Genomic DNA, 22453 nt, shown 5'->3' on the forward strand with positions numbered 1-22453 from the left:
TGACAGTGATTTCTATTCCTTATCCGGAATTACTTTAAACAAATAATAGGTGATAAAAACGGTCAGACCTAACAGACCAATCTTAACCCAAATAATAGGCGCCAGGAAAATGGAAATCCCCATCAAGATATAGATGGAAATAATAATCTTTTTCTTACGCTCCTTGGCGATCGTTCCTGTCTCTCGAAAATCTGCCACATAGGTCTGATACATCTTTGTATGATAGAGCCAATTCTCAAAACGCTTGGAACTGCGCGAAAAGCAGGCGATGGACAAGAGAAGAAATGGTGTCGTCGGCAGGAGAGGAAGAAAAATTCCCAAAACACCTAACCCTAAAGATAAGAGACCTACCACAAAGTAAATTGGCCGCATACAAGCTCCTTTGCAAAATAAAACCGTTACTTTTTAAATATATAATGGATACCGCACTAGAGCAATAAAACCAAACCTTTTGCTTTGATTTTTAAATACTCGTCAAAGGTGTCGCGGTATCAGGCGAGGTATCATAGACTTGGAAGTCGTGACCGACTGCCATATCGGCTTGAGCCAGTTGATTGACCATGGTCATGTGGGCCAATTCTTTGATATTATTTTCCTTACTGAGATGGCCCAGATAGATCCGCTTGGTACGATTGCCCAGAGTCCGAATCATAGTCTCCGCTCCGTCTTCATTAGACAGGTGACCCATATCCGAAAGAATCCTCTGCTTGAGACTCCAAGGATAGGCGCCGCTGCGAAGAATTTCAATATCATGGTTGCTCTCAATCAGGTACCCGTCGGCATTTTCGATAATCCCAGCCATCCGGTCACTGACATAGCCCGTATCCGTCAGCATGACAAAACTCTTGTCATCCTTCATAAAACGGTAAAATTGTGGACAGACTGCGTCATGACTGACACCAAAGCTCTCCACATCCAAGTCTCCAAAGGTCTTGGTCTTTCCCAATTCAAAGATATGCTTTTGACTCGCATCCAGCTTGCCCAAGTCCTTTTCCATAGCCTTCCAAGTGGCCTCATTAGCATAAATATCCAGATGATACTTGCGGGCCAATACACCAACACCATGAATGTGATCCTTGTGCTCATGAGTCACTAAAATAGCATCCAAATCCTCAGGCTTGCGGCCAATTTCGCCCAACAAACTAGTAATTTTCTTGCCTGATAAGCCAGCGTCAACCAGAATCCGCTTTTGGTCTGTTTCCAGATAGAAACAATTACCGCTTGATCCTGACGCCAGAATACTGTATTGAAATCCTTTAGTCATGTTTACTTTCTATATATCTTCATTATCCCAGTCGTCATCCCGGACACCATCATTCTCATAAGGCAAGACAATGGTAAAGGTCGAGCCCACACCATACTCACTCTTAGCCCAGATAAAGCCCTGATGCTGCTTGATAATTTCCTTGGCAATAGCCAGCCCCAGACCTGTTCCGCCCTGTGCGCGACTGCGTGCCTTGTCCACTCGATAAAAGCGGTCAAAAATCTTAGGCAGGTCCTGCTTGGGAATCCCCAGACCTTCATCTGCAATCGAGAGAATCAACTGCTCATCCGTTGTCTTGATGGAAACAGTAATGGTTCCACCATCTGGTGAATACTTGATGGCATTGTTCATGATATTATCAATGACCTGGGTCAGCTTATCTGTATCAATCTCCACCCAGATCGGTGTTATCGGATAATCACGGATAATCTCATATTTCTTAGTCTCGTCTTGGTTTTTTATCTTGTCAAAGCGATTGAGGATAAAGGTAATAAAAGCCGTGAAATTCGTCAGCTCCACTTCTAGATGACTGGTCTCATTGTCAATGCGTGACAAGCTGAGCAAGTCCGTCACCATCCGCATCATGCGGTTGGTTTCATTGAGCGATACCTTGACAAAGTCCGGTGCTACTGGCTCAGACAAGGCTCCCTCATCCAGGGCTTCCAGATAGGACTTAACACTGGTCAGCGGAGTCCGCAACTCATGGCTGACGTTGGAGACAAAGAGGCGACGCTCCCGCTCTTCCTTGTCCTGCTCGGTCGTATCATGCAAGACAGCTACCAAACCAGAAATGAAGCCCGACTCCCGCCTTACCAAGGCAAAGCGAACCCGCAAGCTCAAGTACTCACCATTTTCATCCTGAGAATCTATCGTCAGCTCAGGAACATTGGTAATCAGGTCCCTCAAATCATACTCGTCTGAAATCGAAAGCAGATCCAAAATACTCATATTTTGGACCTCATCTCTCTTAACTCCCAACTGCTTAGTTGCCATATCGTTGATAGTGATAATCTGTCCCCGGCGGTTGGTCGCAAGCACGCCATCTGTCATATAGGACAGGATACTGGAAAGGCGTTTTGTTTCTTGCTCAAGGTTTTCATGTGTCAGTCGAATGACCTCTGAAAGATCATTGATACTGTTGGTCATATCTGTGATTTCTGGACTTCCCTGCATATCCAGCACTTCAGAATAGTCCCCTGCAATCAAATCTTTAACCTTTTGATTAAGCTGTACAAGCTTTTGGTTATCACGGCGATTTTCCAATAAAAGCAAGGCCACAACTACAATGAAGCCGATAATAATGATTGCAAAGACAAAATCCGCAGAAATCACAAATTGTTTAATTGCTTCAATCATTATTTCTCATATAATAGCCAACTCCGCGGCGAGTCAAGATATACTCAGGTCGGCTTGGCGTATCTTCAATCTTTTCACGCAGGCGGCGAATGGTCACATCCACTGTACGGACATCGCCAAAATAGTCATAGCCCCATACTGTTTCCAGCAAGTGCTCACGTGTCATCACTTGACCGATATGTGTCGCCAAATGGTGAAGCAGTTCAAACTCACGGTGGGTCAGCTCCAGCTCCTTGCCATGCTTCTTAGCAACAAAAGCATCTGGCAAAATCTGCAGTTCTCCAATGGTCAACTCGTTCGGGCCACTTTCTTCTACTTGATTTTCCACAACAAGGTCTGCCCGACGAAGAAGTGCCTTGACACGCGCCTGCAGCTCACGATTTGAGAAAGGCTTAGTCACATAGTCATCTGCACCGATTTCAAGGCCGATAACCTTGTCAAACTCACTGTCCTTAGCAGACAATACAATAATCGGAACATTGCTGGTCTTACGAATAGTCCGAGCCACTTCCAATCCATCCACTTCTGGCAGCATCAAGTCCAAAATCAAGATATCTGGCTGTTCTGCTTCAAACATTTCCAAGGCTTCCTTACCATCAAAAGCAGTCAAAACCTCATAGCCTTCCTTGGCCATATTAAACTTAATAATATCTGAGATTGGCTTCTCATCATCTACAACTAATATTTTCTTCATATGTTCACCTTAACATAAGATTGGGATTGAATCAACTCCATGATAGAAAAGTTGTGACATAGTCAGCTAAGTCGTCCTGCATCAACACGTGCAAAAGGCAATCTAGTTTGCCTAGCTAGACTCCCAATCCAATTTTATTTATTTATCTAGTCTTATTATACCAAAGTTTTCTTAAAAAACACTAATTCAAGCCATTTTTATTCCACATTTGTAGAAAATGGACAATTCTCATCTAAAAAATTTTTTTCCTAAATGGAAATACTCATTTTTATTCAATTTGACAGTTTATTTATTCTATGGTAAAATCTATGTCATATTATCTAACACAAAGGAGAAAGATATGGCTTTAGTTGAATTTAAAAATGTCGAAAAGTATTACGGAGACTACCATGCTCTGCGCAATATCAATCTCAGTTTTGAAAAAGGGCAAGTAGTTGTACTGCTGGGACCATCCGGCTCAGGAAAATCTACTCTTATCCGTACAATCAACGCTTTAGAAGACATTGACCAGGGAAGCTTAATTGTCAATGGCCACGAGGTCACGAACACTGCTGCCAAAGATTTGGTCAACTTACGCAAAGAAGTCGGAATGGTCTTTCAACATTTTAATCTTTACCCCCACAAAACGGTGTTAGAAAATGTTACCTTGGCGCCTATTAAAGTTCTAGGAATGGATAAACAAGAAGCTAACAAAATCGCTCAAAAATATCTAGAATTTGTCAACATGTGGGACAAGAAAGACTCTTACCCAGGCATGTTATCCGGTGGACAAAAGCAAAGGATTGCCATTGCCCGCGGTTTAGCCATGCATCCTGAGCTCCTGCTCTTTGATGAACCGACTTCTGCCCTTGACCCTGAGACAATCGGGGATGTTCTGGCTGTTATGCAAAAACTAGCCAAAGACGGCATGAATATGATTGTGGTCACACACGAGATGGGATTTGCCCGTGAGGTAGCTGACCGCATTATCTTCATGGCAGACGGCGAGGTGCTAGTAGATACTACTGATGTTGATGCTTTCTTTGACAATCCTACCGAACCTCGTGCTAAGCAGTTTCTCAGTAAAATTATCAACCATGAGAGTGATAATGTGCTTTCTTAAAAAGGAGAAGACCTATGAAACTACAAAAAATACTCATTATCCTACTCTTACTCCTTCTGACTCTTGGCTTAATCAATGCCGCTCCCGCACAAGCCGATTCCAGTACCAGCCAACAGGTCAAGGCCATCCAGAAACGCGGAGTCCTCAATGTCGGTGTCAAGCAGGATGTACCTAACTTTGGTTACCTCAATCCTGATAGCAATACTTACAGCGGCTTAGAAATCGATATTGCAAAGAAGATTGCTAAGGAACTAGGCGTCAAAATCAACTACGTCCCAGTTACTGCACAAACCCGCGGACCACTTCTGGACAACGGACAAGTTGACATGGTCATTGCGACCTTTACCATCACAGATGAGCGTAAGGAAATCTATAATTTCACAACCCCTTACTACACTGATGCTTCTGGTTTTCTAGTTAATAAATCCAGCAAAATTACAGACGTTAAGGACTTGAATAATAAGACTATCGGCGTCGTCCAGGGCTCTATTACTCAAACCTTACTGGAAGAAATCGCCCAAGAGAAAAAACTCAACTTCAAATATGTGGAGTTAGGCTCTTACCCTGAACTTGCTGTTTCCTTGCGAGCTCACCGTATTGATGCCATTTCTGTTGACAAGTCTATCCTGACTGGCTATGTAAGCTCCAAGTCAAACATTCTGGATTACAGCTTCAAAAAAGCCGATTATGGTGTAGTAACAAAAAAATCCAATACTCAATTGAATGACTATGTAGATAGCCTAATTTCTAAATGGAAGGAAGACGGCAGTCTGCAGAAACTTTATGACAAATATAATTTAAAACCATCTGCTTCAACAGATGATTAGAAAGGAGACCCTATGAGTTTTAGTATTTCTTCTTGGCAGGCCTACTTTGCGGACTTTGGCAAGTTTTTCCAAGGATTCCTCTTTACCTTAGCTATTTCTATCGGTGCCCTGACCTTGGCTCTTCTACTAGGGATTTTCTTTGGAGCTATCAGCACAGGTAAGCATAAAGTTCTACGTGGTCTAGCTCGTGTTTTTGTTGAGTTTTATCAGAACACACCACTCTTAGTGCAATTTGTAATTGTCTTTTACGGTCTTCCGCTAGTCAGCAATTACACCATCATGCCCTCAATCTATTGGACTGCGGTTCTCTGTGTAGGACTGTATCACGGTGCTTACATCGCCGAAGTCATCCGCTCAGGTATCCAGTCCATTCCTCGCGGACAGACTGAAGCTGCACTATCTCAGGGCTTTACCTATGTAGAAACCATGCGATACATCATCCTGCCCCAAGCTTTTCGGATTATCCTGCCACCGTTAATCAATCAGGTCGTCAATCTGATAAAAAACACTTCTACTGTCGCTATTATCTCTGGTATGGATCTGATGTTCGTGACCAAGTCCTGGTCTGCTCTGAACTCCAACTACATCCCAGCCTTTGCTGGAGCAGCTCTGCTCTACTTCCTCCTTTGCTTCCCAATCGCCAGCTGGGGACGTAAGGTAGAGGAAGCCAATAAACAAGCTTACAGCATCTAAGGAGGTCTCTATGGAAAATATTTTAAAAGTCTTAACCACAACCAACCTCCTCTTTATCCTTAAGGGGCTCTGGCTGACACTACAAATTTCTTTCATTTCCATTGTCCTATCCACGATTTTTGGAACTATTCTAGCCGTCATGCGAAATGGAAAAAATAAACTGCTCAAGCTGATTGCCAGCATTTATATCGAATTTGTCCGTAATGTACCCAATCTGCTCTGGATTTTCACTATCTTTTTAGTCTTTCAGATTAAATCAACGCCAGCCGGTATCATCAGCTTCACTGTTTTTACTTCTGCTGCTTTGGCAGAAATTATCCGGGGCGGTCTCAATGCCATTGACCCAGGTCAGACTGAAGCTGGCTTATCTCAAGGATTTACTCAGTTTCAGATTTTGCGTTTTATCATCCTACCTCAAGCTATTCGGAAAATGCTGCCAGCCATCATTTCTCAGTTTGTCACAGTGATTAAGGATACCAGCCTGCTCTATTCTGTTATTGCGCTCCAAGAACTCTTTGGTTCTGCTCAAATTCTGATGGGACGCTATTTTGAAGCTGAACAGGTCTTCGCGCTCTACCTACTAGTAGCTGCCATCTATTTCCTGATTAACTTCGCCATTTCCAGCTTCTCGCGCAAGCTATCCCAACGCTGGGCTCAAGCTGCAGAATAAGTAGCTCAGATACAGACCTACTGTGCAAAAGTTGAGTTTACCAACTCAACTTTTTTATTTTTAACATTTGTGGTAGAATAATATCAAAGGATAGACAAGGAGAACGATATGAAAAAACTAACATGGCTTTTCATCACTTTCTTAACACTAATCTTTCTCAGCGCCTGCGGTCAGCACACTAGCTTCCAGGGAAAATGGAAGGCTCAGAAAGCAAACGGCGAGGACATTGACATTGTCTTCAATGACAAGACCGGCAAGCTAGGTGATAAAGAATTTCACTATAAGATAGATAAGTCAGGCTATCAAGATAACACCAAATATTACAGTATCACTGTCAGCGATACCTATCACTACACCATCCTTTTCCCAGATGATGATATGAAAATAGCTACTCTTCTAGAACCTGATGACCCGTCTAGCGACCCTCTCTATGGGGAAATGCTCTATGCCATGAACCGAAATGAGTATCCTGATTTTGATGATTATGTGGATAAATACTTGAATTAAGATTGAACTTGCTAACATAATTAGTTAAAGAAGTTTCTACCTACAGATAGAAAACAATAAAACCCGAGCTAATTGCTCGGGTTTTATTGTTTTCTAATGAGTTCTACTTTTCAACGCGGGATTTGCTGGCAATGTCTGCTAAGATTTGCTCTACAAATTCGTCTACTGGTATTGTATGTGTTTCTTTTTGACCGTAGCGGCGGACATTAACAGTACCGTCTTCTACTTCCTTGTCACCAACGATGAGCTGATAAGGAATCTTGCTAGTTTGTGAAGCACGAATCTTGTACTGCATCTTTTCATTGCGCTCATCCACATCAGCACGTACACCCTTGTCGCGCAGCTTTTTAGCCACTTGCCAAGCATAGTCAATATGGGCTTCGTTAGAAACAGGAATCAAAGTCACTTGATGCGGAGCCAGCCAGGTCGGGAAGGCACCCTTGTAATTTTCAATCAAGATGGCTGTGAAGCGCTCCATGGTTGAGATAACTCCACGGTGAATCATAACTGGGCGATGCTCTTCACCGTCAGCTCCGACATACTTGAGGTCAAAACGCTCTGGCAAGAGGAAGTCCAGCTGGATAGTTGACAGAGTTTCTTCATTCCCTAGGGCTGTTTTGACCTGGATATCGAGTTTGGGACCGTAGAAGGCTGCTTCTCCTTCTGCCTCAAAGTAGTCCACACCCATTTCGTCCAAGGCTGCTCGCAGCATGGTTTGGGCATTTTCCCACATCTCATCGTTATCAAAATACTTATGCGTATCCTGAGGATCACGAAGAGACAGACGGAAACGATATTCTGTCAAGTTGAAGTCGGCATAAACGTCGATAATCAACTGCAGCGCACGCTGGAATTCTTCTTGAATCTGTTCTGGCGTTACAAACAAGTGGCCATCATTCAAGGACATTTCACGTACACGTTGAAGACCAGTCAAAGCACCAGATTTCTCATAGCGGTGCATCATGCCAATCTCAGCAATACGGATTGGCAGCTCACGGTAAGAGTGAACATGGTGTTTGTAGACTTGGATGTGGTGAGGGCAGTTCATGGGACGCAGAACAAACTCTTCTCCATCACCCATATCCATGGTTGGGAACATATCTTCTTGGTAGTGCTCCCAGTGGCCAGAAGTCTTATAAAGCTCCACAGAAGCCAAAGGCGGAGTGTAGACGTGTTGGTAGCCGGAAGCCAACTCTTTATCAACGATGTAACGCTCCAACTCGCGACGGACAGTCGCACCATTTGGCAGCCAGAATGGCAAACCTTGACCCACTTCTTGAGAAATCATGAAGAGATCCAGCTCTTTCCCTAACTTACGGTGGTCGCGTTCTTTAGCTTCCTCCCGCATTTGCAGATATTTCTTCAGGTCTTTCTTGTCAAACCAAGCAGTACCATAGACCCGCTGCATCATAGCATTGTCGCTGTTCCCGCGCCAGTATGCTCCAGCCACGTTCAAGAGATGGAAGATTTGAATCCGACCTGTAGATGGAACGTGAGGCCCACGGCAGAGATCCACATATTCACCCTGACGGTAGATGGTCAAACCGCCCTCATCTTCTGAGTGCTCTTCAATCAATTCCAACTTGTAAGGATCGTTTTTGAAAATTTCACGGGCCTCATCCTTGGTCACTTCCTCACGGATGGACGGGAAGTTTTCTTTGACGATTTTCTTCATTTCTTCTTCGATACGAGGCAGGTCTTCATTTGAAATTTGCCCTGCTTCATTGTCCGTATCGTAGTAGAAACCATCCTGAATGGCAGGACCAACGCCCAAGTGAATATCTGGGAAAAGACGGCGAGCTGCTTGCGCAAACAAGTGGGCTGCAGAGTGACGCAAGATATCTAAAGCATCTTCGTGGTCAGGTGTCACGATTTCAATAGCACCATCTTCAGTAATGGCACGAGTCGTATCAATCAGTTTGCCGTTGAATTTACCAGCCAAAGCTTTTTTAGCTAGGGAATTGCTGATAGATTGAGCAATTTCAAAAGTTGTAGCGCCAAATTCGAATTCACGAACAGCGCCATCTGGGAAAGTAATCTTAATCATGTGTTTTCTCCTTATCTATCATCCAAATATTTTAAGAATCTATTCTTTTATTGTAATAGTTGATTTCTAGGATTTCTTGTAGCTCAGTTTTATGCCAGCCAGCACCAATCATTACCTTATTAACATTAAATTCAAAACTCTGTTTATCATTCATCGAAAACTTAAGTTTATATCCCATGAACAAGCGCTTCTTAAATTGATATGCTTGGATATCTTCGACTGAAAATTCTCCCACAATATCTCCTAATTTCCCCATAGGGGTAATAGAAATGATGTAGATTCCTGTCTCAGTAAAAACAATTAAAAAGTAGGCATTTGCAGTGCCTCCCAAACGCTGAGTTCCATAGACTGCATGCAGCGACTCAGCTATGCTAGAATCTAAGCCATGTTTCATTAAATAAGCCTTAATTTCTTCGAATTTGAATACCATACAGATCTCCTTTATTCATTTTATTTTTTATAATATTGTAGCAAAGGAAAAGCCATCTCTCGCCACTCAAAAAGCAACAAAAGAAAAATGAAAACAAAAAACGACATCCGTAAAAGGACGTCGCAACGTGGTTCCACCTTCATTTATGCAAGTCAAAAGACTTACACCTCGAATCGGCTCTAACGTAGCCACCGTTTTATGTTTGCATAAAAGCTGATAGAGTAGTCTCAACTGCATCCTCTACGCGATTTCCAGCTCCACGCGCTCTCTACAAGATTTCCTGCAGGTGATATGTCTCTAGAAAACATTATAGCACGATTGGAAAAATTTGCAAGAGCTATTGACCATCAAAACCAGAAAAACGATTTAGAGCCTCTTGACTCAAAGTCGCAGCTTGACGTTTTTTACGGTGTTGCTCTGCCAACAGCATTCCTCCCAAAGAAAGAAATAACAAGACATGAATATCCCTAGCATTGTAAAGCGTGGAAGTGATTGGATTATAAATCTTATCTCCTGAGTAAAAAAGTCCGTCAAAAAAGTTTTTGAATAGGTAATAATAATGAACCCCTGGAATCAAAAGAAGAAAGGGCAGTGAAAAACCTTGCATCCGAGTATTTATATAAACAATCACCGCGCCAACCAAGGGCAGCAGTAAAAGATAATACAAAATATTAAAGTTTGAAAGCCAGTTCAAAACACTTTCTACACTTTCTGTATTTTCTATAAGATATCTCCAAAGCTCTTGCCAAATCCAATCTGAAGCAATGAAAATGCCATAGAACAAGAGCAACCAAGGCAACTGTTTGAGATATTTTTTCATAAGATTTCTCCTCTATTTCTAAAAACCTTGCATAAATAGCTATTGCCACAATGATGCAAGGCATGTTTCTATTCTAATAATTTAGTAATATTCCTGATTTTTTTCACTTGCTTACTCGAAGCTTTGAGGATACGAACGGAGCCATTGATTGGAAGAGAAATGACTTTTCCAGGCAGATAGGCCACTGTCTTGGCCAGTCGCTTGGCAGCACTTTCCTCTGGGCTGAGCTCGTTATGGAAGTCCTTGGAAATAGTCAAATCCAGATAAAACTCATAGACTCTGCGGCCAAAGTTCTCCGCTGAAATCTCGTAGAGCTTGTTTGCTAGCTTCTGCTCATCCATGTCAGGTGTTGCAATAATCGCCTCTAAAATAGCACCTGATAAATCCCGCTCTTGGTAATAAAGGGTCCCAAAAATCTTGTCACTGATAACATTATCCAGATAAGGATTGCCATGGGCAATAATCGGTGTGCCGCTGGCTAAGCTTTCTAAGTAGGTCAGACCTTGGGTCTCACTGGTTGAGGCAGAGATAAAGAAATCCGCAGCTTTATAGTAAAGGGCCGTATCACTGGGAGCAATCATCCCCGTAAAGATGACAGCTTCTTCAATCTGAAGCTTGGCAACCAGTTCTTTCAAGTCTTCCGCATAGGGACCGTCGCCGACAATGACCAACTTGACTTTGTCATTTTCTTCAAGGACGGCAGGCATCGCCTCAACGATAGCCTGGATATTCTTTTCATAAGAAATACGGGACAGACTGAGCAGCATAATCTCGTCTTCAGCCAGTCCTAGCTTGAAACGGAGCTTCTTGATATCCTCACGCGAAATTTCTGGACGCTCAAACTTCGCTAGCTCAATCCCTGTCGGAATCACCCGTTTTTCTGCTTCGATTTTATAATTAACCAAAAGGTCATAGACAATTTCGCTAGGGCAGATAACCCCATCCAAGTCACTCATAAAACCGCGGACGATGTACTTGACCATACTAGGACGGATGACCATCCCCTTGGCAATATAGTGCACATAATCTTCATATTGGGTATGATAGGTATGTACTACCGGAATCCGCAGCTCTTTGGCGATCCAAATCCCCAGTAGCCCTAGTGAAAACTCAGTCTGGGTATGGATAATATCTAGCTGGTACTGACGGGCAATTTCTAAGGCGTGAGAAAAGCCTCGGTAAGCCACTCTTCGGTCCTTAAAGGCAAAGAAAGGTACGCTGGGAATTCGAATAATCTGCCAATCCTCATAGCGATTGACATCCTTGTCCGTCGTCGTAAAAATAAATACCGTGTGACCTAATTTTTCCAGCTCCGTCTTCAAAGTCCGAATACTGGTAGCAACCCCAGAGACCTGAGGAAAATAGGTATCTGTAAAAAGACCAATACGCATCTTACATCTCCAAAACTGTTTGATAAGCCTTGACTAACTGATCTGCAACATCGTCAATAGACCGGCTTTTAGCTACCTGATAGCCTGCTTCGCGCTTGTCCACCTTTTTATCTAAGATATTTCTCAGAGACTGGACAAACTCGTCTACGTTATGACAGAGCTCGGCTGAACGGTCATCCACCCAGCCATGATAAACTGGAATATCGCGTAGCACAACATTCTGCTCACTGGCCAAGGCCTCCAGGACAACAATTCCTTCAGTTTCCTCATAGGACGGGAAAAAGAAAGCATCTGCTCCTGACATGGCTCCCTGGAAAACCGCTCCCTTAAAATAGCCAGGGAATTCGACATTATCAGGGTGGTCAAAGAGGACCAGACGGCGGATCTTGCGCGGAATCAACCAGAGATTGATAGAGCCCAGCCAAATGAAACGCACATCTGGCATCCTGCGGGCAACCTCTACAAAATCCTCAATCCCCTTGCGGCGGAAATAAAGTCCAGCACAGACGACCACCTTCTGTCCTTCTTCAATCTTAAAATACTTTTTAAAAACTTCTTCCTTGCGAGCATCTTTCTTATACTTAGGCAGGTCAATACCGTTTGACACAGCCACCATAGGCGTAGTGACCCCATAAGACTGGATAAGCTGCTTGGAATACTCCGATGGCGTGATAATGAAATCCGCCTTTTTATACATGTGAGTCAGATATTTACCAAAAAGCGGAGCAAAGAGATTGGATCCAATAAAGGAATTTTCAAAGTCCTCCTTGGTCGAATGCCCATGCATAATCACTTTTTTATTGCCCCTCTTGGCAGCATGCAGAAGAAGCAAGCTACGGGGACCATAGGTATTGATGTGGACCACATCATAATCTCCTAAAACGTCCGTCGTATAAGGAATCCCAGCCAAATCCAAGGCGTGCATCTGGTGCTGGAGGGCTCGGCCGATTCCTGATTTCTCCAAAACGGACTTTCCTTCAAGATACAGTAATACTTTCATACTTCCTATTATACCTAAAATAAAATAAAAAGGAAAACCACAAGGGCAAATGGGGTAAAAAATCCATCCAAAGCCTGATAGGCTTAGAAAACTGCTCTAACTGAACGGAAACACAAAAAAGCTGAGGTACTACACCTCAGCCTCGCTTCATAATCATGAAACTCTCTTAAAGCAGTAATTTGCTTGGTCTCCTTTGTCGCTTTTCAAGCTCAGAAGACTTGATAATCAAGCTTCTATCTCACCGCTTATTTCCGAGTTGATTTACGCTCGCTAATGCTGTGAGCTAGGAGAACTTCGCGTTCTTCCAATTCTTCCTTATGCATAATCTTAGTCAGCATGCGCATACTGATAGCACCGATGTCATAGAGGGGCTGACCGATTGTGGAAAGGTTAGGACGAGTGAAACGAGCTACTTGCGAATCATCACTGGTAATGATTTCAAAATCTTCTGGAACCTTGATTCCTTGATCAGACAGACCATTTAAGAGGCCTGCTGCCAACTCATCTCCTGTGACAAAAGCTGCAGTTGCTTTGGAAGCAATGACACGCTCTGCCAAGTGGTAGCCATCATCATAAGAATATTTTGATTCAAAAACCAAGCCTTCGCTGTATGAAAGTTTCTTGTTCTTCAAGCCATCTTTATAGCCTGATAGACGGATTTTCCCGTTGATATCATCTACGAGCGGTCCGCTGACAAAGGCAATTTTCTTATTGCGCTTAGCCAGTAATTCTACAGCATCAACCGTTGCTTGCTTGTAGTCAATATTGACGCTCGGAAGCTGATGCTCCACATCGACAGTACCCGCCAAAACGACCGGTGTACGCGAACGTGAAAACTCTGAGCGAATTTTCTCTGTCAGATGATAGCCCATGAAAATAATGCCATCCACCTGTTTAGAAAAGAGAGTATTGACAACGGATACTTCCTTATCATCGTCCTCATCACTGTTAGCCAAGACAATATTGTATTTATACATTTCAGCAATATCATCAATCCCTTTTGCCAGAGTTGAGAAATAGCTATTGGTAATATTTGGAATGACAACGCCGACGGTTGTAGTCTTCTTGCTGGCTAGTCCACGTGCTACTGCATTTGGACGATAGTCAAGACGATCAATGACCTCTAAAACTTTTTTACGTGTGTTTTCTTTGACGTTCTTGTTTCCATTCACTACCCGACTGACTGTCGCCATCGAAACTCCCGCTTCACGGGCGACATCATAAATGGTTACTGTGTCGTCTGTGTTCATATAGTTTCCTTTCTTCTATTGAAAATATCGTTTTCACTTTCCTACATTCACCATTTTATCACTTCTTGTAAACACTTTCAAGTATTTTGATAAGTTTTTGAAAAGTCTTGCTTTTTTTGACATTTTTTGCCAAAATAGAGGCATAGAAAGAAGGTTGTGACCATGACAAAAATCCAACAAATCACCCACTATCTCGAGAATGAGAAGCTAGATGCCGCTGTTCTGTCTGATCCAGTCACTATCAATTATCTGACTGGTTTCTACAGCGATCCGCATGAGCGGCAGATGTTTTTGTTTGTCTATCCTGACCATGAGCCCCTGCTCTTCGTTCCTGCTCTAGAGGTTGAGCGCGCTTCAGGAGCTGTTCCCTTTTCAGTCCTTGGCTATATAGACTCGGAAAATCCTTGGCAGAAGATTAAAGCAGCCCTGCCGGATCACTCCTTCAAGACTGTCGCTCTTGAGTTTGACAACTTGATTTTGACCAAATATCATGGATTGAAAACTGTCTTTGAATCTGCAGAATTTGCCAACCTGACTCCTTACGTCAACCGCTTGCGCCTGATTAAGTCTGCCGATGAAATCCAGAAAATGCTAGTAGCTGGCCAATATGCTGACAAGGCTGTTAATATCGGTTTTGACAATATTTCACTGGACAATACCGAAACAGATATCATCGCTCAGATTGACTTTGCCATCAAGCGCGAAGGTTATGAGATGAGCTTTGAAACTATGGTGCTGACGGGAAATAATGCAGCTAACCCGCACGGCATTCCCGGAGCAAATAAAGTCGAAAATAACGCCCTCCTGCTCTTTGACCTTGGCTGCATGGTCAATGGCTATGCCAGCGATATGACAAGGACCGTTGCTGTCGGCCAGCCGGATCAGTTCAAAAAAGATATCTACCATCTGACATTAGAAGCCCAACAAGCTGCTCTTGACTTTATCAAGCCAGGCGTCACAGCTCATGAAGTAGACCGCGCAGCACGGCAGGTCATCGAAAAAGCTGGCTACGGTGAGTATTTCAATCACCGACTCGGCCATGGTATCGGTATGGATGTTCACGAATTTCCATCCATTATGGAAGGCAACGACATGGTCATCGAAGAAGGCATGTGCTTCTCTGTTGAGCCTGGTATCTACATCCCTGGCAAGGTCGGTGTCCGCATCGAGGACTGCGGCCATGTCACTAAGAATGGTTTTGAACTCTTCACTGAGACTAGCAAAGACTTGCTGTATTTTGAATAGAATTTTATAAGTCTATATTATATTTTGAATGATTATTGGACTTAGCAAAGACCTTCTGGTTCTTTGAGCTACCATTGTTGAACATTGTTATAGCTGTCTTAGTCCTTAAGCGTTTATAATTTCAAAAAACGATAGAAAAGTTTCTGTCGTTTTTTCTTGTTTCCTGGTATTTATAATAAGTCATTAAGGGGCACCAGCTTTTCTTCCAATGAAGTCGTCTCTCGAGACATTCCGAAGAACTCAATGGCTCCTCACTATCTAGTTCTTACACTAGCAAGATAATTTCATCACTGAAAAGATAAAGCGTCATTAAAGCTTATCATATCAGAGGTTTTTATCCCTTCTTGCCCTTCTGATTTAAAAATGTTATAATTTTTTATGAAATTATCTAAAAATTCTAATCTTTGCTGTTAAGGAGGTCTGGATGCTCTTCAAAAGGTCAGAAAATCACGGATTTTCTCGCTATCTCTGCCTAATCTTGCTTCTCATCATTTTTCTGGCTTTCTCCCTCTTTTTAGCTGTATCTTTGGGATCGGTCACTATTGATATACAGGATACTTACCAGATTATTTTCAGCAAGCTCGGCTTTTCCCTTGGTACAAGCAAACTATCGCCGTCTACAATCGCTATTGTTTGGAACATGCGGGTTCCAAGAGTGCTTTTGGGAATCCTAGCTGGTGCTGGCCTTTCTGTCTGTGGCAGCGTCATGCAATCTACTGTCAATAATCCTATTGCAGAGCCTTATATCTTGGGAATTTCAGCGGGTGCAACCTTCGGAGCCACACTGAGCATTATCTTAGGGCTCAAATCCATTACTGGCACAGGTGCCTTTATAGGAGCCATTCTGGCATCGGCAGTGGTCCTTTTTATCGCATCCATGCAGGGAAAAATGACGACAAGCAGTCTGATTTTATCAGGAACGGTTGTAAATGCCCTTTTTATCGCCTTTTCCAACTTTATCATTTCCGTCGGTGCCAATGCTGACAGCCTTATGACAATCAAGTTCTGGACTATGGGTTCACTGGCCGGAACTTCTTGGTCAGATCTTGCCTTGCCAGCTCTTGTTGTTAGTCTCTCCTTTTTGTTTTTCTGTTCCCAGTATCGTATTTTCAATACTATGATGATGGGGGACGAAGCAGCTCTGACGCTGGGAGTCCCTCTGCGTTTTTACTGGTTCCTTTATATCACAGTTGTCGCAGTCATGACAGCGGTACTGGTTGCCTGCTGTGGCATTATCGGCTTCGTCGGACTAATCACTCCGCACATTGCTCGAAGATTAGTCGGTACCAACTACAAAAGGCTCTTTCCTATCGCTACCCTGCTCGGCTCTCTCTTTCTTGTCTGGGCAGATGTTTTAGCTCGAATTTTGGTCAAAAATGCCGAGCTGCCGATTGGGATCTTTACCGCTTTGGTTGGCGCACCCTTCTTTATCTACATTGTAGCCAAAAGCCGAAAGGAGGTAAGCAGCTGATATGGATCTAACTTGCCAAAATATCCACTATGCTGTCGGCCAAAAAGAAATCTTAAGAGGGATTTCACTCACGGTCGAGGGAAATCAGTTTCACACCATTTTAGGACCCAACGGAAGCGGCAAAACTAGTCTGCTCAAAACCATCTACCGCCAAATCAAACCTGACAGCGGGGACATTTATCTAAACGGAAGGCCACTTGAACAGGTCAGCATAAAAAAAGCAGCCCAGAAAATAGCCGTTGTAACTCAGTTTAACCATCTTCAGTTTGACTGCACTGTCCAAGAAATCGTCATGCTGGGCAGGACGCCGCATCTATCCTTTTTTCAAAAAGAGAGCGAAAAAGACTATGCCCTTGTCCGTCATGCCTTGAGTCAGGTAGATATGCTAGACAAGGGAGAGCGAACCTATTTATCCCTGTCTGGTGGTGAGAAGCAAAGAGTCCTGCTGGCACGCGCTTTGGCTCAACAGCCAAGCCTACTGCTCCTAGACGAGCCGACCAATCATTTGGATATCAAATACCAGCTGGATATGCTGCGTATCGTCAAAGACCTGAACATCAATGTTTTAGCAGTTTTACACGATATCCAACTAGCTTGTCAGTATTCAGATTATTTGTACCTCATGAAGGGAGGTGAGATTGCATACCAAGGCGCTCCAAAGGAGGCCATCACTCATGATTCACTGCAAGCCGTTTACGGTATTCAGAGTAAAGTGATCTGGACCAAGGATCGACAGGCCATGATTCAGTATCTATAAGAGTCTACTCTCAGCTTTATCTATACAAGCTCCAAGCCCAAGAAAGGAAGGCAATATGAAAAAAACACTCAGTATCTTACTCGTCGCAACTGCTGCACTGACAATGGCAGCCTGCAATTCTTCATCTAAGGAAAGTACGAAAGAAAGCTCAACTTCGCAATCTTCCTCCAAAACAGAAAGCGCGAAAAAGAGCACAGCAGAGACAAAATATCCAGTGACAATCAAAACTTACGATGCCGAAGGCAAGGAGATTGATCAGGTCTTTGAAAAGGCACCGGAAAAGGTCATCACCAACAACCTTTCGACGACTGAAATCTTGATTGAATTAGGATTGAAAGACAAAATCGCCGGTATGCTCAATCCAGACAACGATGTCACAGATAAATACAAGGCTGATATTGCCACCATTCCGCAAGTCGGCGACAAGAAAACCGTATCACAGGAAACTGTGCTATCTTATGAGCCAGACGCTCTTCTTGGCCGAAACATGATGTTTTCTGAGAAGTCTCTGGGGACAGTCAGTGCCTGGAATGAAAACAAAATCCCTGTCTACACACAGAAGGCTTCCCTGTCTAATACAAAGCAAGACCTAGGAAATATCGTTGAAGATGTCAAGAATATAGGAACCATCTTTAACGTTCAAGACAAGGCCAATCAGTATGCTGACCAGCTGCAGACAAGAATTGACAGTGTCAAGAAGGCCAATAAGACTAGCCAAGGCGAAAAGAAAAAAGCGCTCATCATGTGTGCCTACAACGATGAGACTTTCGGTGCTTATAAATCTGCCCTGCAGGAGAGCCTGCTTAACCAGCTCGGCTATACCAATGTAGCGACCGGAACCTCTGACCTAACCTTGGAAAATCTGGTCTCTATGGATCCAGAAGTCATCATCTATGTAACCAGCGACCGCAACAAGGCCATGGATGAGCAAGCAGTTGATCTAATGAAAGCCAATCCAGTTCTGGAAGATGTCCCAGCGGTCAAAAATCAGAAAATCATGACCATCTCCTATGATGAGTTCATGGATTATGGTCCTGCTGTAATCGACTCACTCGAGAAAATCAATGACTTTATCAATAAATAAGACCTTTGTCTGGGATGGGATCACTGTCAACATTGCTCTGCCCCAAGATTATGACGGATCGAGACCTTATCCTGCTGTCTTGCTAAATGATGGACAGATAAACTACCTGAGCAGGCTTTCTTCATCGGTAATCTTGATCGGACTGATATCGAACAACAGGCTGGACGATTATACACCCTGGAAAGCCAATGCTCTAAAGCCTGGCAATCCTGATTTTGGCGGCAGAGCAGATAGCTACCACCAAAAGCTCTTCAACGGTATATTAGCCGAAATCAGACAGCACTACCTACTGGATGATAAGAGAATTGCCTATGGTGGCTACTCTCTCGGTGGACTAGCTGCTGTTTACAGTCTCTATAACGAATGCAAGATCTCCTGTGTCTTTTCTATCTGCGGTTCCTTTTGGTACTCAGGTTTCACCGACTATTGTCGGACACAGGAGTTGAAAAACAAGGACTGTCTGGTTTATTTGCAGAATGGAAAGACAGAAGGCGCGAATCACTCAAATCGACTTTCCAAGGCTCCTTTTTATGCTGAAGAAATTCATCGCTTGATTCAGAAAGAAGTCCTTACCACCTGCTCCGTCTTTGATCCTTATGGACATCATGAAGCCCTCAAAGAGCGCTATGCTGCCTTTGCCGACTGGCTGGCCACACAATGGCATATTGACTAACGAAAAACCCCTTTGTCACTTACAGTAGCTGACAAAGGGATTTTTTGTTTATTAATGCAAGCAAAAGACTCTCACCAGTAAAATGGTAAAAGTCTTGAGTGGAAAGATTTATTCTGTTTTCTCCCCCGCCTCTAGTTTCAACAAGAAGGCTTTTTTATCAAGACCGCCGGCATAGCCGGTCAGCTTGCCGTCGCTTCCGACAATCCGGTGACAGGGAATCAGTAGTGAAATAGGATTATGGCCGATGGCACCACCGACTGCTCTAGCCGAGCCAATCTTACCGTACTCAGCTTGTAATTCTCGTAGAATGTCTGAATAGGTAGCCGTTTGTCCATAGGGAATCTTCAGCAGCACTGTCAGAACCTTGCTTCTAAACTCAGTCACTTGGGGTGCCAATGGAATTTCATTTGTTGCGGGATTTTCTCCCTTAAAATAAGCGTCGAGCCAAGCAGAGACGCGTCGGCTGACTTCTGTCTCCTCCTCCTGCGCTTGCTCCAAATCATAGCCTGCCCCAAAATATTTCTGATTCTCCAGCCAAAGCCCCAACAAGGCATTTGCGTCTGTCAAGATAAGAATCCGGCCAATCGGTGATGCATAATAAGTCTTGTACATATTTTTTCTTTCTTCTAGATCATTGATAAGCCTTATTATACCACTTTTGTCTTAACTTTTGCCACAATCCCATCTGGGTCTGTAACTTCTAGCTCTTGGGAGCTAATCCATCGGACTGGTGCCTGCAAGTCCAGAGCATTTTCATAAATAGCTACTAAGCCTTCTTTTCCTTCTACTTGCGCTTCAAAATAGGCTAGTCCCAGTTGCTTCGGTTGGCGATGATTCAAGTGAGAACCTCCCCATTCATTGACGGCTAAATGATGATGGTAGTTCCCTGATGCCAACCAGCTAGCAGAAGGTACAGAAAATTTATCCTCCATACCTAGAAGCTTTTGGTAAAAATGACTGGCAGATCTGCTATTTTTCACAGACAGGTGGACATGGCCCATACGAGTGCCTTCAGCAATACTAAACGGTTGGACTTCCTGACCTAATTCATAGATTTCTTGAGCCGCAAGTGCTTCCGTCACTCCGATAATACGGCCATCTTCTCGAATATCCCAATCAGCCTGAGGTTTGTCCCGATAAAGCTCAATGCCATTGCCTTCTGGATCCTCCAGATAAATGGCTTCACTATAGCCGTGGTCCGCTCCTCCAACCATAGGAACTTTATTTTCGGATAAATGCTTCAGGATATCTGCTAAAGCTTGACGGCTGGGAAGCAAAAGCGCCAGATGATAAAGACCGTAAGCCGACTTAACTGACTGCCGGTCGCTGGTTGCTAAGAGCCTCACCAGCACTTGTTCGTCCCTACCCAAAGCCACTTGTCCGTCTTGCTCTTCCAAAAGTTCCAAGCCTAAAACACGCTGATAAAAATCCCTTTGTCTTGTTAGGTCAGCTACATAAAGTGCCACCTCTCCTAGATAAATCTTGCTTTGATATTCAAAAGTCATGTACTTTCTCCTCTCTTAAATTTAAAATTTCAGCAGCGCTCCTGCCAAATCTTTTTTTATTTTCCCAAAACGGAGATAGGTTCCTTGATATGGATTTCCATACCTCCATTTGCTTCGAAGACTTATTTTTATATTGTAATTATTTATATTACATCTATTAGTATAGCAGGTTTTAATGTAATGTCAATAATTACATCTCAAAATATTATTCACCAAAAAAACAATCTGCTCACTGGGAAACAGATTGTTCTTTAATTTCTTTTTCGGTTGCTGCGACGACCTCGTCAAGGCTGGTCTGAGCCAATTCAGCTTCCATGGCTGCCTGAATAGCCGCCAAGCGGTCATCTAAGACATTGTGAATGTTCTTGCCGATAGGACAGTCTGGATTGGGCTTATCATGAAAACTAAAGAGCTGGCCACTCTTGCCCAGACATTCAACTGCGCTATAGACGTCCAACAGGCTAATGTCTTTCAAATCTTTGGCAATCTCTGCTCCTCCAGTCCCACGAGCAACGGTAATCATCCCGGCATTCTTGAGCTGGGACAGGGTCTTACGGATAATAACTGGATTAACGCCAACACTGCCAGCAAGGATATCACTTGTCAGTTTTTGTTTTTTTCCCTCCAAAGCCAGTACAATCAGCATATGGGTGGCAATGGTAAAACGGCTAGAAATCTGCATTTTTCTCCTCCCTCATCATTTTCTCTCACTATTATATCTCAAAACTGGTGTAACTTCAAGAGTTACGACTAGACTTTAAGAAAGCTGCAATCTCATCCGCATAGCCTTCCCGCTCACTGATTTCTCGCAGCAGGTCGTGGTTATGGGTATGGTGGATACCATTGACCAAACTTTCCTGATAAATCTCATAGTAAGGTAAGTGGAGCTCCCGAGCCAATCTCAGCTCCTGCTCCACATCGTAGGCCACGCGCCTCAGGTCGACATCAGCCAGACCCGTCTCATCTATCTCTAAAATGGCATACTGGGCTCGCAAGTCCTGACGCAAAGCTGAATCAAGAAAGAATGGCTGACCAATAGAGCCGGGATTGATAATCAGCTGACCCTTAGTCCCATAACGAAGAAACTGCTGGTGAATATGACCATAAACAGCGATAGCGCAGTCATTGCCCTCAAAAAGGCGGTCGAAATCGCTCTGCTCACCAATATGAATCAGCTCCCGCCCCCAATTCTTATCAGGCAGATGGTGGCTAACCGCAATCTTCAATCCCTCTACTTCTGTCAAGATCTGCAGAGGAAGTTCCTGCATGCGGTCAATCTCTTCAGGACCGACTTCCTCTAGGACAAAATGGCAGAGCCGGGTCAGGTAGAGATGGCTGGGACGTGTCAAGTCTAACTTTTGGTGCAGGGCATGCCAGAGACTGTCTTCCCAATTCCCTCTGACCTGGAGACTGATGTGCAGCTTCTCCATCCTATCTAAGATATTTCTGCGGCCAGTTCCTGGCAGGAGCAAGTCCCCCAAAAACCAATAGTCTGTCACCTGCTGGCTTTCCGCATCCGCCAGTACTGCTTCCAAGGCTGTGCTATTCCCATGCACATCGGATAATAAGGCAATTTTTCGTTTCATCGTGTGTCTTTCTCTTTCTTTACAAAGAATATTATATCAAAGTTCAAAAAAACTTCCACCCATCAAGTGAGTGAAAGTTTT

The 22453-nt window shown here is 43.6% G+C and carries 24 protein-coding genes; 10 read left to right on the forward strand and 14 right to left on the reverse strand.

Annotation, left to right across the window (positions count from 1 at the left end; all coding sequences use genetic code 11):
- Positions 1 to 12 precede the first annotated feature (12 nt).
- From J1C86_RS07835 to yycF, 4 genes are all read right to left on the reverse strand, one after another.
- Positions 13 to 372, reverse strand: coding sequence for a DUF454 family protein (locus J1C86_RS07835; protein ID WP_125408853.1), 360 nt, complete (start codon positions 370 to 372; stop codon positions 13 to 15).
- Between the two features lie 91 nt (positions 373 to 463).
- Positions 464 to 1264 (reverse strand): MBL fold metallo-hydrolase, encoded by an 801-nt coding sequence (locus J1C86_RS07840; RefSeq protein WP_002894939.1) that lies wholly within the window; start codon positions 1262 to 1264, stop codon positions 464 to 466.
- 9 nt (positions 1265 to 1273) lie between these two features.
- Entirely contained in the window at positions 1274 to 2620 is a 1347-nt protein-coding gene (vicK, locus tag J1C86_RS07845; protein ID WP_002894938.1) for a cell wall metabolism sensor histidine kinase VicK, read from the reverse strand.
- Positions 2613 to 3314 (reverse strand): response regulator YycF, encoded by a 702-nt coding sequence (yycF, locus tag J1C86_RS07850; RefSeq protein ID WP_002894937.1) that lies wholly within the window; start codon positions 3312 to 3314, stop codon positions 2613 to 2615. Before yycF ends, vicK begins: the two co-directional genes overlap by 8 nt.
- A gap of 340 nt (positions 3315 to 3654) precedes the next feature.
- Here yycF and J1C86_RS07855 point away from each other — a divergent pair, with 340 nt between their 5' ends.
- The 5 genes from J1C86_RS07855 (at position 3655) to J1C86_RS07875 (ending at position 7113) form a co-directional block, all read left to right on the forward strand.
- Complete coding sequence (locus J1C86_RS07855) at positions 3655 to 4416, forward strand: amino acid ABC transporter ATP-binding protein (protein WP_032913415.1); 762 nt, start codon at positions 3655 to 3657, stop codon at positions 4414 to 4416.
- Positions 4417 to 4430: 14 nt separating this feature from the next.
- Positions 4431 to 5243 carry a transporter substrate-binding domain-containing protein gene (locus J1C86_RS07860; RefSeq protein ID WP_002906091.1) on the forward strand — a complete coding sequence of 271 codons (813 nt, stop codon included), beginning with the start codon at positions 4431 to 4433 and terminating at the stop codon, positions 5241 to 5243.
- Positions 5244 to 5255: 12 nt separating this feature from the next.
- Positions 5256 to 5936: an amino acid ABC transporter permease gene (locus J1C86_RS07865; RefSeq protein ID WP_002906090.1), complete on the forward strand. Its 681-nt coding sequence runs from the start codon at positions 5256 to 5258 to the stop codon at positions 5934 to 5936.
- A 10-nt stretch (positions 5937 to 5946) separates the two neighbouring features.
- Positions 5947 to 6606 (forward strand): amino acid ABC transporter permease, encoded by a 660-nt coding sequence (locus tag J1C86_RS07870; protein WP_125405185.1) that lies wholly within the window; start codon positions 5947 to 5949, stop codon positions 6604 to 6606.
- A 108-nt stretch (positions 6607 to 6714) separates the two neighbouring features.
- The gene (locus J1C86_RS07875; RefSeq protein ID WP_125378111.1) at positions 6715 to 7113 is read left to right on the forward strand and encodes a hypothetical protein; all 399 of its coding nucleotides are present in this window, start codon (positions 6715 to 6717) and stop codon (positions 7111 to 7113) included.
- A 103-nt stretch (positions 7114 to 7216) separates the two neighbouring features.
- Here J1C86_RS07875 and thrS read toward each other — a convergent pair whose 3' ends face one another.
- The 6 genes from thrS to ccpA all read right to left on the reverse strand — a co-directional run bounded on the left by thrS (position 7217) and on the right by ccpA (position 14051).
- Complete coding sequence (gene thrS, locus J1C86_RS07880) at positions 7217 to 9160, reverse strand: threonine--tRNA ligase (RefSeq protein WP_125405188.1); 1944 nt, start codon at positions 9158 to 9160, stop codon at positions 7217 to 7219.
- A 31-nt stretch (positions 9161 to 9191) separates the two neighbouring features.
- On the reverse strand, positions 9192 to 9590 hold the full coding sequence (locus tag J1C86_RS07885) for a hypothetical protein (protein WP_125405191.1): 399 nt from the start codon (positions 9588 to 9590) through the stop codon (positions 9192 to 9194).
- 337 nt (positions 9591 to 9927) lie between these two features.
- Positions 9928 to 10410 (reverse strand): hypothetical protein, encoded by a 483-nt coding sequence (locus J1C86_RS07890; protein ID WP_125408854.1) that lies wholly within the window; start codon positions 10408 to 10410, stop codon positions 9928 to 9930.
- Positions 10411 to 10478: 68 nt separating this feature from the next.
- The gene (locus J1C86_RS07895; protein ID WP_125408855.1) at positions 10479 to 11801 is read right to left on the reverse strand and encodes a glycosyltransferase family 4 protein; all 1323 of its coding nucleotides are present in this window, start codon (positions 11799 to 11801) and stop codon (positions 10479 to 10481) included.
- Position 11802: 1 nt separating this feature from the next.
- A complete protein-coding gene (locus tag J1C86_RS07900) occupies positions 11803 to 12801 on the reverse strand; it encodes a glycosyltransferase family 4 protein (protein ID WP_125408856.1) in 999 nt (332 codons plus the stop codon).
- A 245-nt stretch (positions 12802 to 13046) separates the two neighbouring features.
- Positions 13047 to 14051, reverse strand: a complete 1005-nt coding sequence (gene ccpA / locus J1C86_RS07905) for a catabolite control protein A (RefSeq protein ID WP_002894913.1) — start codon at positions 14049 to 14051, stop codon at positions 13047 to 13049.
- A 162-nt stretch (positions 14052 to 14213) separates the two neighbouring features.
- Between ccpA and J1C86_RS07910 the strand changes: the two genes are divergently transcribed.
- The 5 genes from J1C86_RS07910 (at position 14214) to J1C86_RS07930 (ending at position 19281) form a co-directional block, all read left to right on the forward strand.
- Positions 14214 to 15296 carry a M24 family metallopeptidase gene (locus J1C86_RS07910; protein ID WP_125405193.1) on the forward strand — a complete coding sequence of 361 codons (1083 nt, stop codon included), beginning with the start codon at positions 14214 to 14216 and terminating at the stop codon, positions 15294 to 15296.
- Positions 15297 to 15720: 424 nt separating this feature from the next.
- A complete protein-coding gene (locus J1C86_RS07915) occupies positions 15721 to 16767 on the forward strand; it encodes a FecCD family ABC transporter permease (RefSeq protein ID WP_125405196.1) in 1047 nt (348 codons plus the stop codon).
- Between the two features lies 1 nt (position 16768).
- The gene (locus J1C86_RS07920) at positions 16769 to 17524 is read left to right on the forward strand and encodes an ABC transporter ATP-binding protein (RefSeq protein ID WP_125405199.1); all 756 of its coding nucleotides are present in this window, start codon (positions 16769 to 16771) and stop codon (positions 17522 to 17524) included.
- A 55-nt stretch (positions 17525 to 17579) separates the two neighbouring features.
- Positions 17580 to 18608, forward strand: coding sequence for an ABC transporter substrate-binding protein (locus J1C86_RS07925; RefSeq protein WP_125405202.1), 1029 nt, complete (start codon positions 17580 to 17582; stop codon positions 18606 to 18608).
- Positions 18589 to 19281 carry an alpha/beta hydrolase-fold protein gene (locus tag J1C86_RS07930; RefSeq protein WP_125405205.1) on the forward strand — a complete coding sequence of 231 codons (693 nt, stop codon included), beginning with the start codon at positions 18589 to 18591 and terminating at the stop codon, positions 19279 to 19281. The genes J1C86_RS07925 and J1C86_RS07930 overlap by 20 nt, the downstream gene beginning before the upstream one ends.
- Before the next feature lie 108 nt (positions 19282 to 19389).
- Here the strand turns inward: J1C86_RS07930 and J1C86_RS07935 are convergent, their stop codons facing one another.
- From J1C86_RS07935 to J1C86_RS07950, 4 genes are all read right to left on the reverse strand, one after another.
- Positions 19390 to 19893 (reverse strand): methylated-DNA--[protein]-cysteine S-methyltransferase, encoded by a 504-nt coding sequence (locus tag J1C86_RS07935; RefSeq protein ID WP_125405208.1) that lies wholly within the window; start codon positions 19891 to 19893, stop codon positions 19390 to 19392.
- 35 nt (positions 19894 to 19928) lie between these two features.
- Positions 19929 to 20786 (reverse strand): VOC family protein, encoded by an 858-nt coding sequence (locus J1C86_RS07940; RefSeq protein WP_125405211.1) that lies wholly within the window; start codon positions 20784 to 20786, stop codon positions 19929 to 19931.
- A gap of 229 nt (positions 20787 to 21015) precedes the next feature.
- A complete protein-coding gene (locus J1C86_RS07945; protein ID WP_002931101.1) occupies positions 21016 to 21468 on the reverse strand; it encodes an Rrf2 family transcriptional regulator in 453 nt (150 codons plus the stop codon).
- Between the two features lie 55 nt (positions 21469 to 21523).
- A complete protein-coding gene (locus J1C86_RS07950; RefSeq protein WP_125408857.1) occupies positions 21524 to 22372 on the reverse strand; it encodes a metallophosphoesterase family protein in 849 nt (282 codons plus the stop codon).
- Positions 22373 to 22453 lie beyond the last annotated feature (81 nt).

This window comes from Streptococcus sanguinis, assembly GCF_050220005.1.
Taxonomy (GTDB): domain Bacteria; phylum Bacillota; class Bacilli; order Lactobacillales; family Streptococcaceae; genus Streptococcus; species Streptococcus sanguinis_Z.

Coding starts and splice junctions, on each gene's coding strand:
- J1C86_RS07835 (WP_125408853.1), bottom strand. CDS start 372: ATGCGGCCAATTTACTTTGTGGTAGGTCTCTTATCTTTAGGGTTAGGT.
- J1C86_RS07840 (WP_002894939.1), bottom strand. CDS start 1,264: ATGACTAAAGGATTTCAATACAGTATTCTGGCGTCAGGATCAAGCGGT.
- vicK (WP_002894938.1), bottom strand. CDS start 2,620: ATGATTGAAGCAATTAAACAATTTGTGATTTCTGCGGATTTTGTCTTT.
- yycF (WP_002894937.1), bottom strand. CDS start 3,314: ATGAAGAAAATATTAGTTGTAGATGATGAGAAGCCAATCTCAGATATT.
- J1C86_RS07855 (WP_032913415.1), top strand. CDS start 3,655: ATGGCTTTAGTTGAATTTAAAAATGTCGAAAAGTATTACGGAGACTAC.
- J1C86_RS07860 (WP_002906091.1), top strand. CDS start 4,431: ATGAAACTACAAAAAATACTCATTATCCTACTCTTACTCCTTCTGACT.
- J1C86_RS07865 (WP_002906090.1), top strand. CDS start 5,256: ATGAGTTTTAGTATTTCTTCTTGGCAGGCCTACTTTGCGGACTTTGGC.
- J1C86_RS07870 (WP_125405185.1), top strand. CDS start 5,947: ATGGAAAATATTTTAAAAGTCTTAACCACAACCAACCTCCTCTTTATC.
- J1C86_RS07875 (WP_125378111.1), top strand. CDS start 6,715: ATGAAAAAACTAACATGGCTTTTCATCACTTTCTTAACACTAATCTTT.
- thrS (WP_125405188.1), bottom strand. CDS start 9,160: ATGATTAAGATTACTTTCCCAGATGGCGCTGTTCGTGAATTCGAATTT.
- J1C86_RS07885 (WP_125405191.1), bottom strand. CDS start 9,590: ATGGTATTCAAATTCGAAGAAATTAAGGCTTATTTAATGAAACATGGC.
- J1C86_RS07890 (WP_125408854.1), bottom strand. CDS start 10,410: ATGAAAAAATATCTCAAACAGTTGCCTTGGTTGCTCTTGTTCTATGGC.
- J1C86_RS07895 (WP_125408855.1), bottom strand. CDS start 11,801: ATGCGTATTGGTCTTTTTACAGATACCTATTTTCCTCAGGTCTCTGGG.
- J1C86_RS07900 (WP_125408856.1), bottom strand. CDS start 12,801: ATGAAAGTATTACTGTATCTTGAAGGAAAGTCCGTTTTGGAGAAATCA.
- ccpA (WP_002894913.1), bottom strand. CDS start 14,051: ATGAACACAGACGACACAGTAACCATTTATGATGTCGCCCGTGAAGCG.
- J1C86_RS07910 (WP_125405193.1), top strand. CDS start 14,214: ATGACAAAAATCCAACAAATCACCCACTATCTCGAGAATGAGAAGCTA.
- J1C86_RS07915 (WP_125405196.1), top strand. CDS start 15,721: ATGCTCTTCAAAAGGTCAGAAAATCACGGATTTTCTCGCTATCTCTGC.
- J1C86_RS07920 (WP_125405199.1), top strand. CDS start 16,769: ATGGATCTAACTTGCCAAAATATCCACTATGCTGTCGGCCAAAAAGAA.
- J1C86_RS07925 (WP_125405202.1), top strand. CDS start 17,580: ATGAAAAAAACACTCAGTATCTTACTCGTCGCAACTGCTGCACTGACA.
- J1C86_RS07930 (WP_125405205.1), top strand. CDS start 18,589: ATGACTTTATCAATAAATAAGACCTTTGTCTGGGATGGGATCACTGTC.
- J1C86_RS07935 (WP_125405208.1), bottom strand. CDS start 19,893: ATGTACAAGACTTATTATGCATCACCGATTGGCCGGATTCTTATCTTG.
- J1C86_RS07940 (WP_125405211.1), bottom strand. CDS start 20,786: ATGACTTTTGAATATCAAAGCAAGATTTATCTAGGAGAGGTGGCACTT.
- J1C86_RS07945 (WP_002931101.1), bottom strand. CDS start 21,468: ATGCAGATTTCTAGCCGTTTTACCATTGCCACCCATATGCTGATTGTA.
- J1C86_RS07950 (WP_125408857.1), bottom strand. CDS start 22,372: ATGAAACGAAAAATTGCCTTATTATCCGATGTGCATGGGAATAGCACA.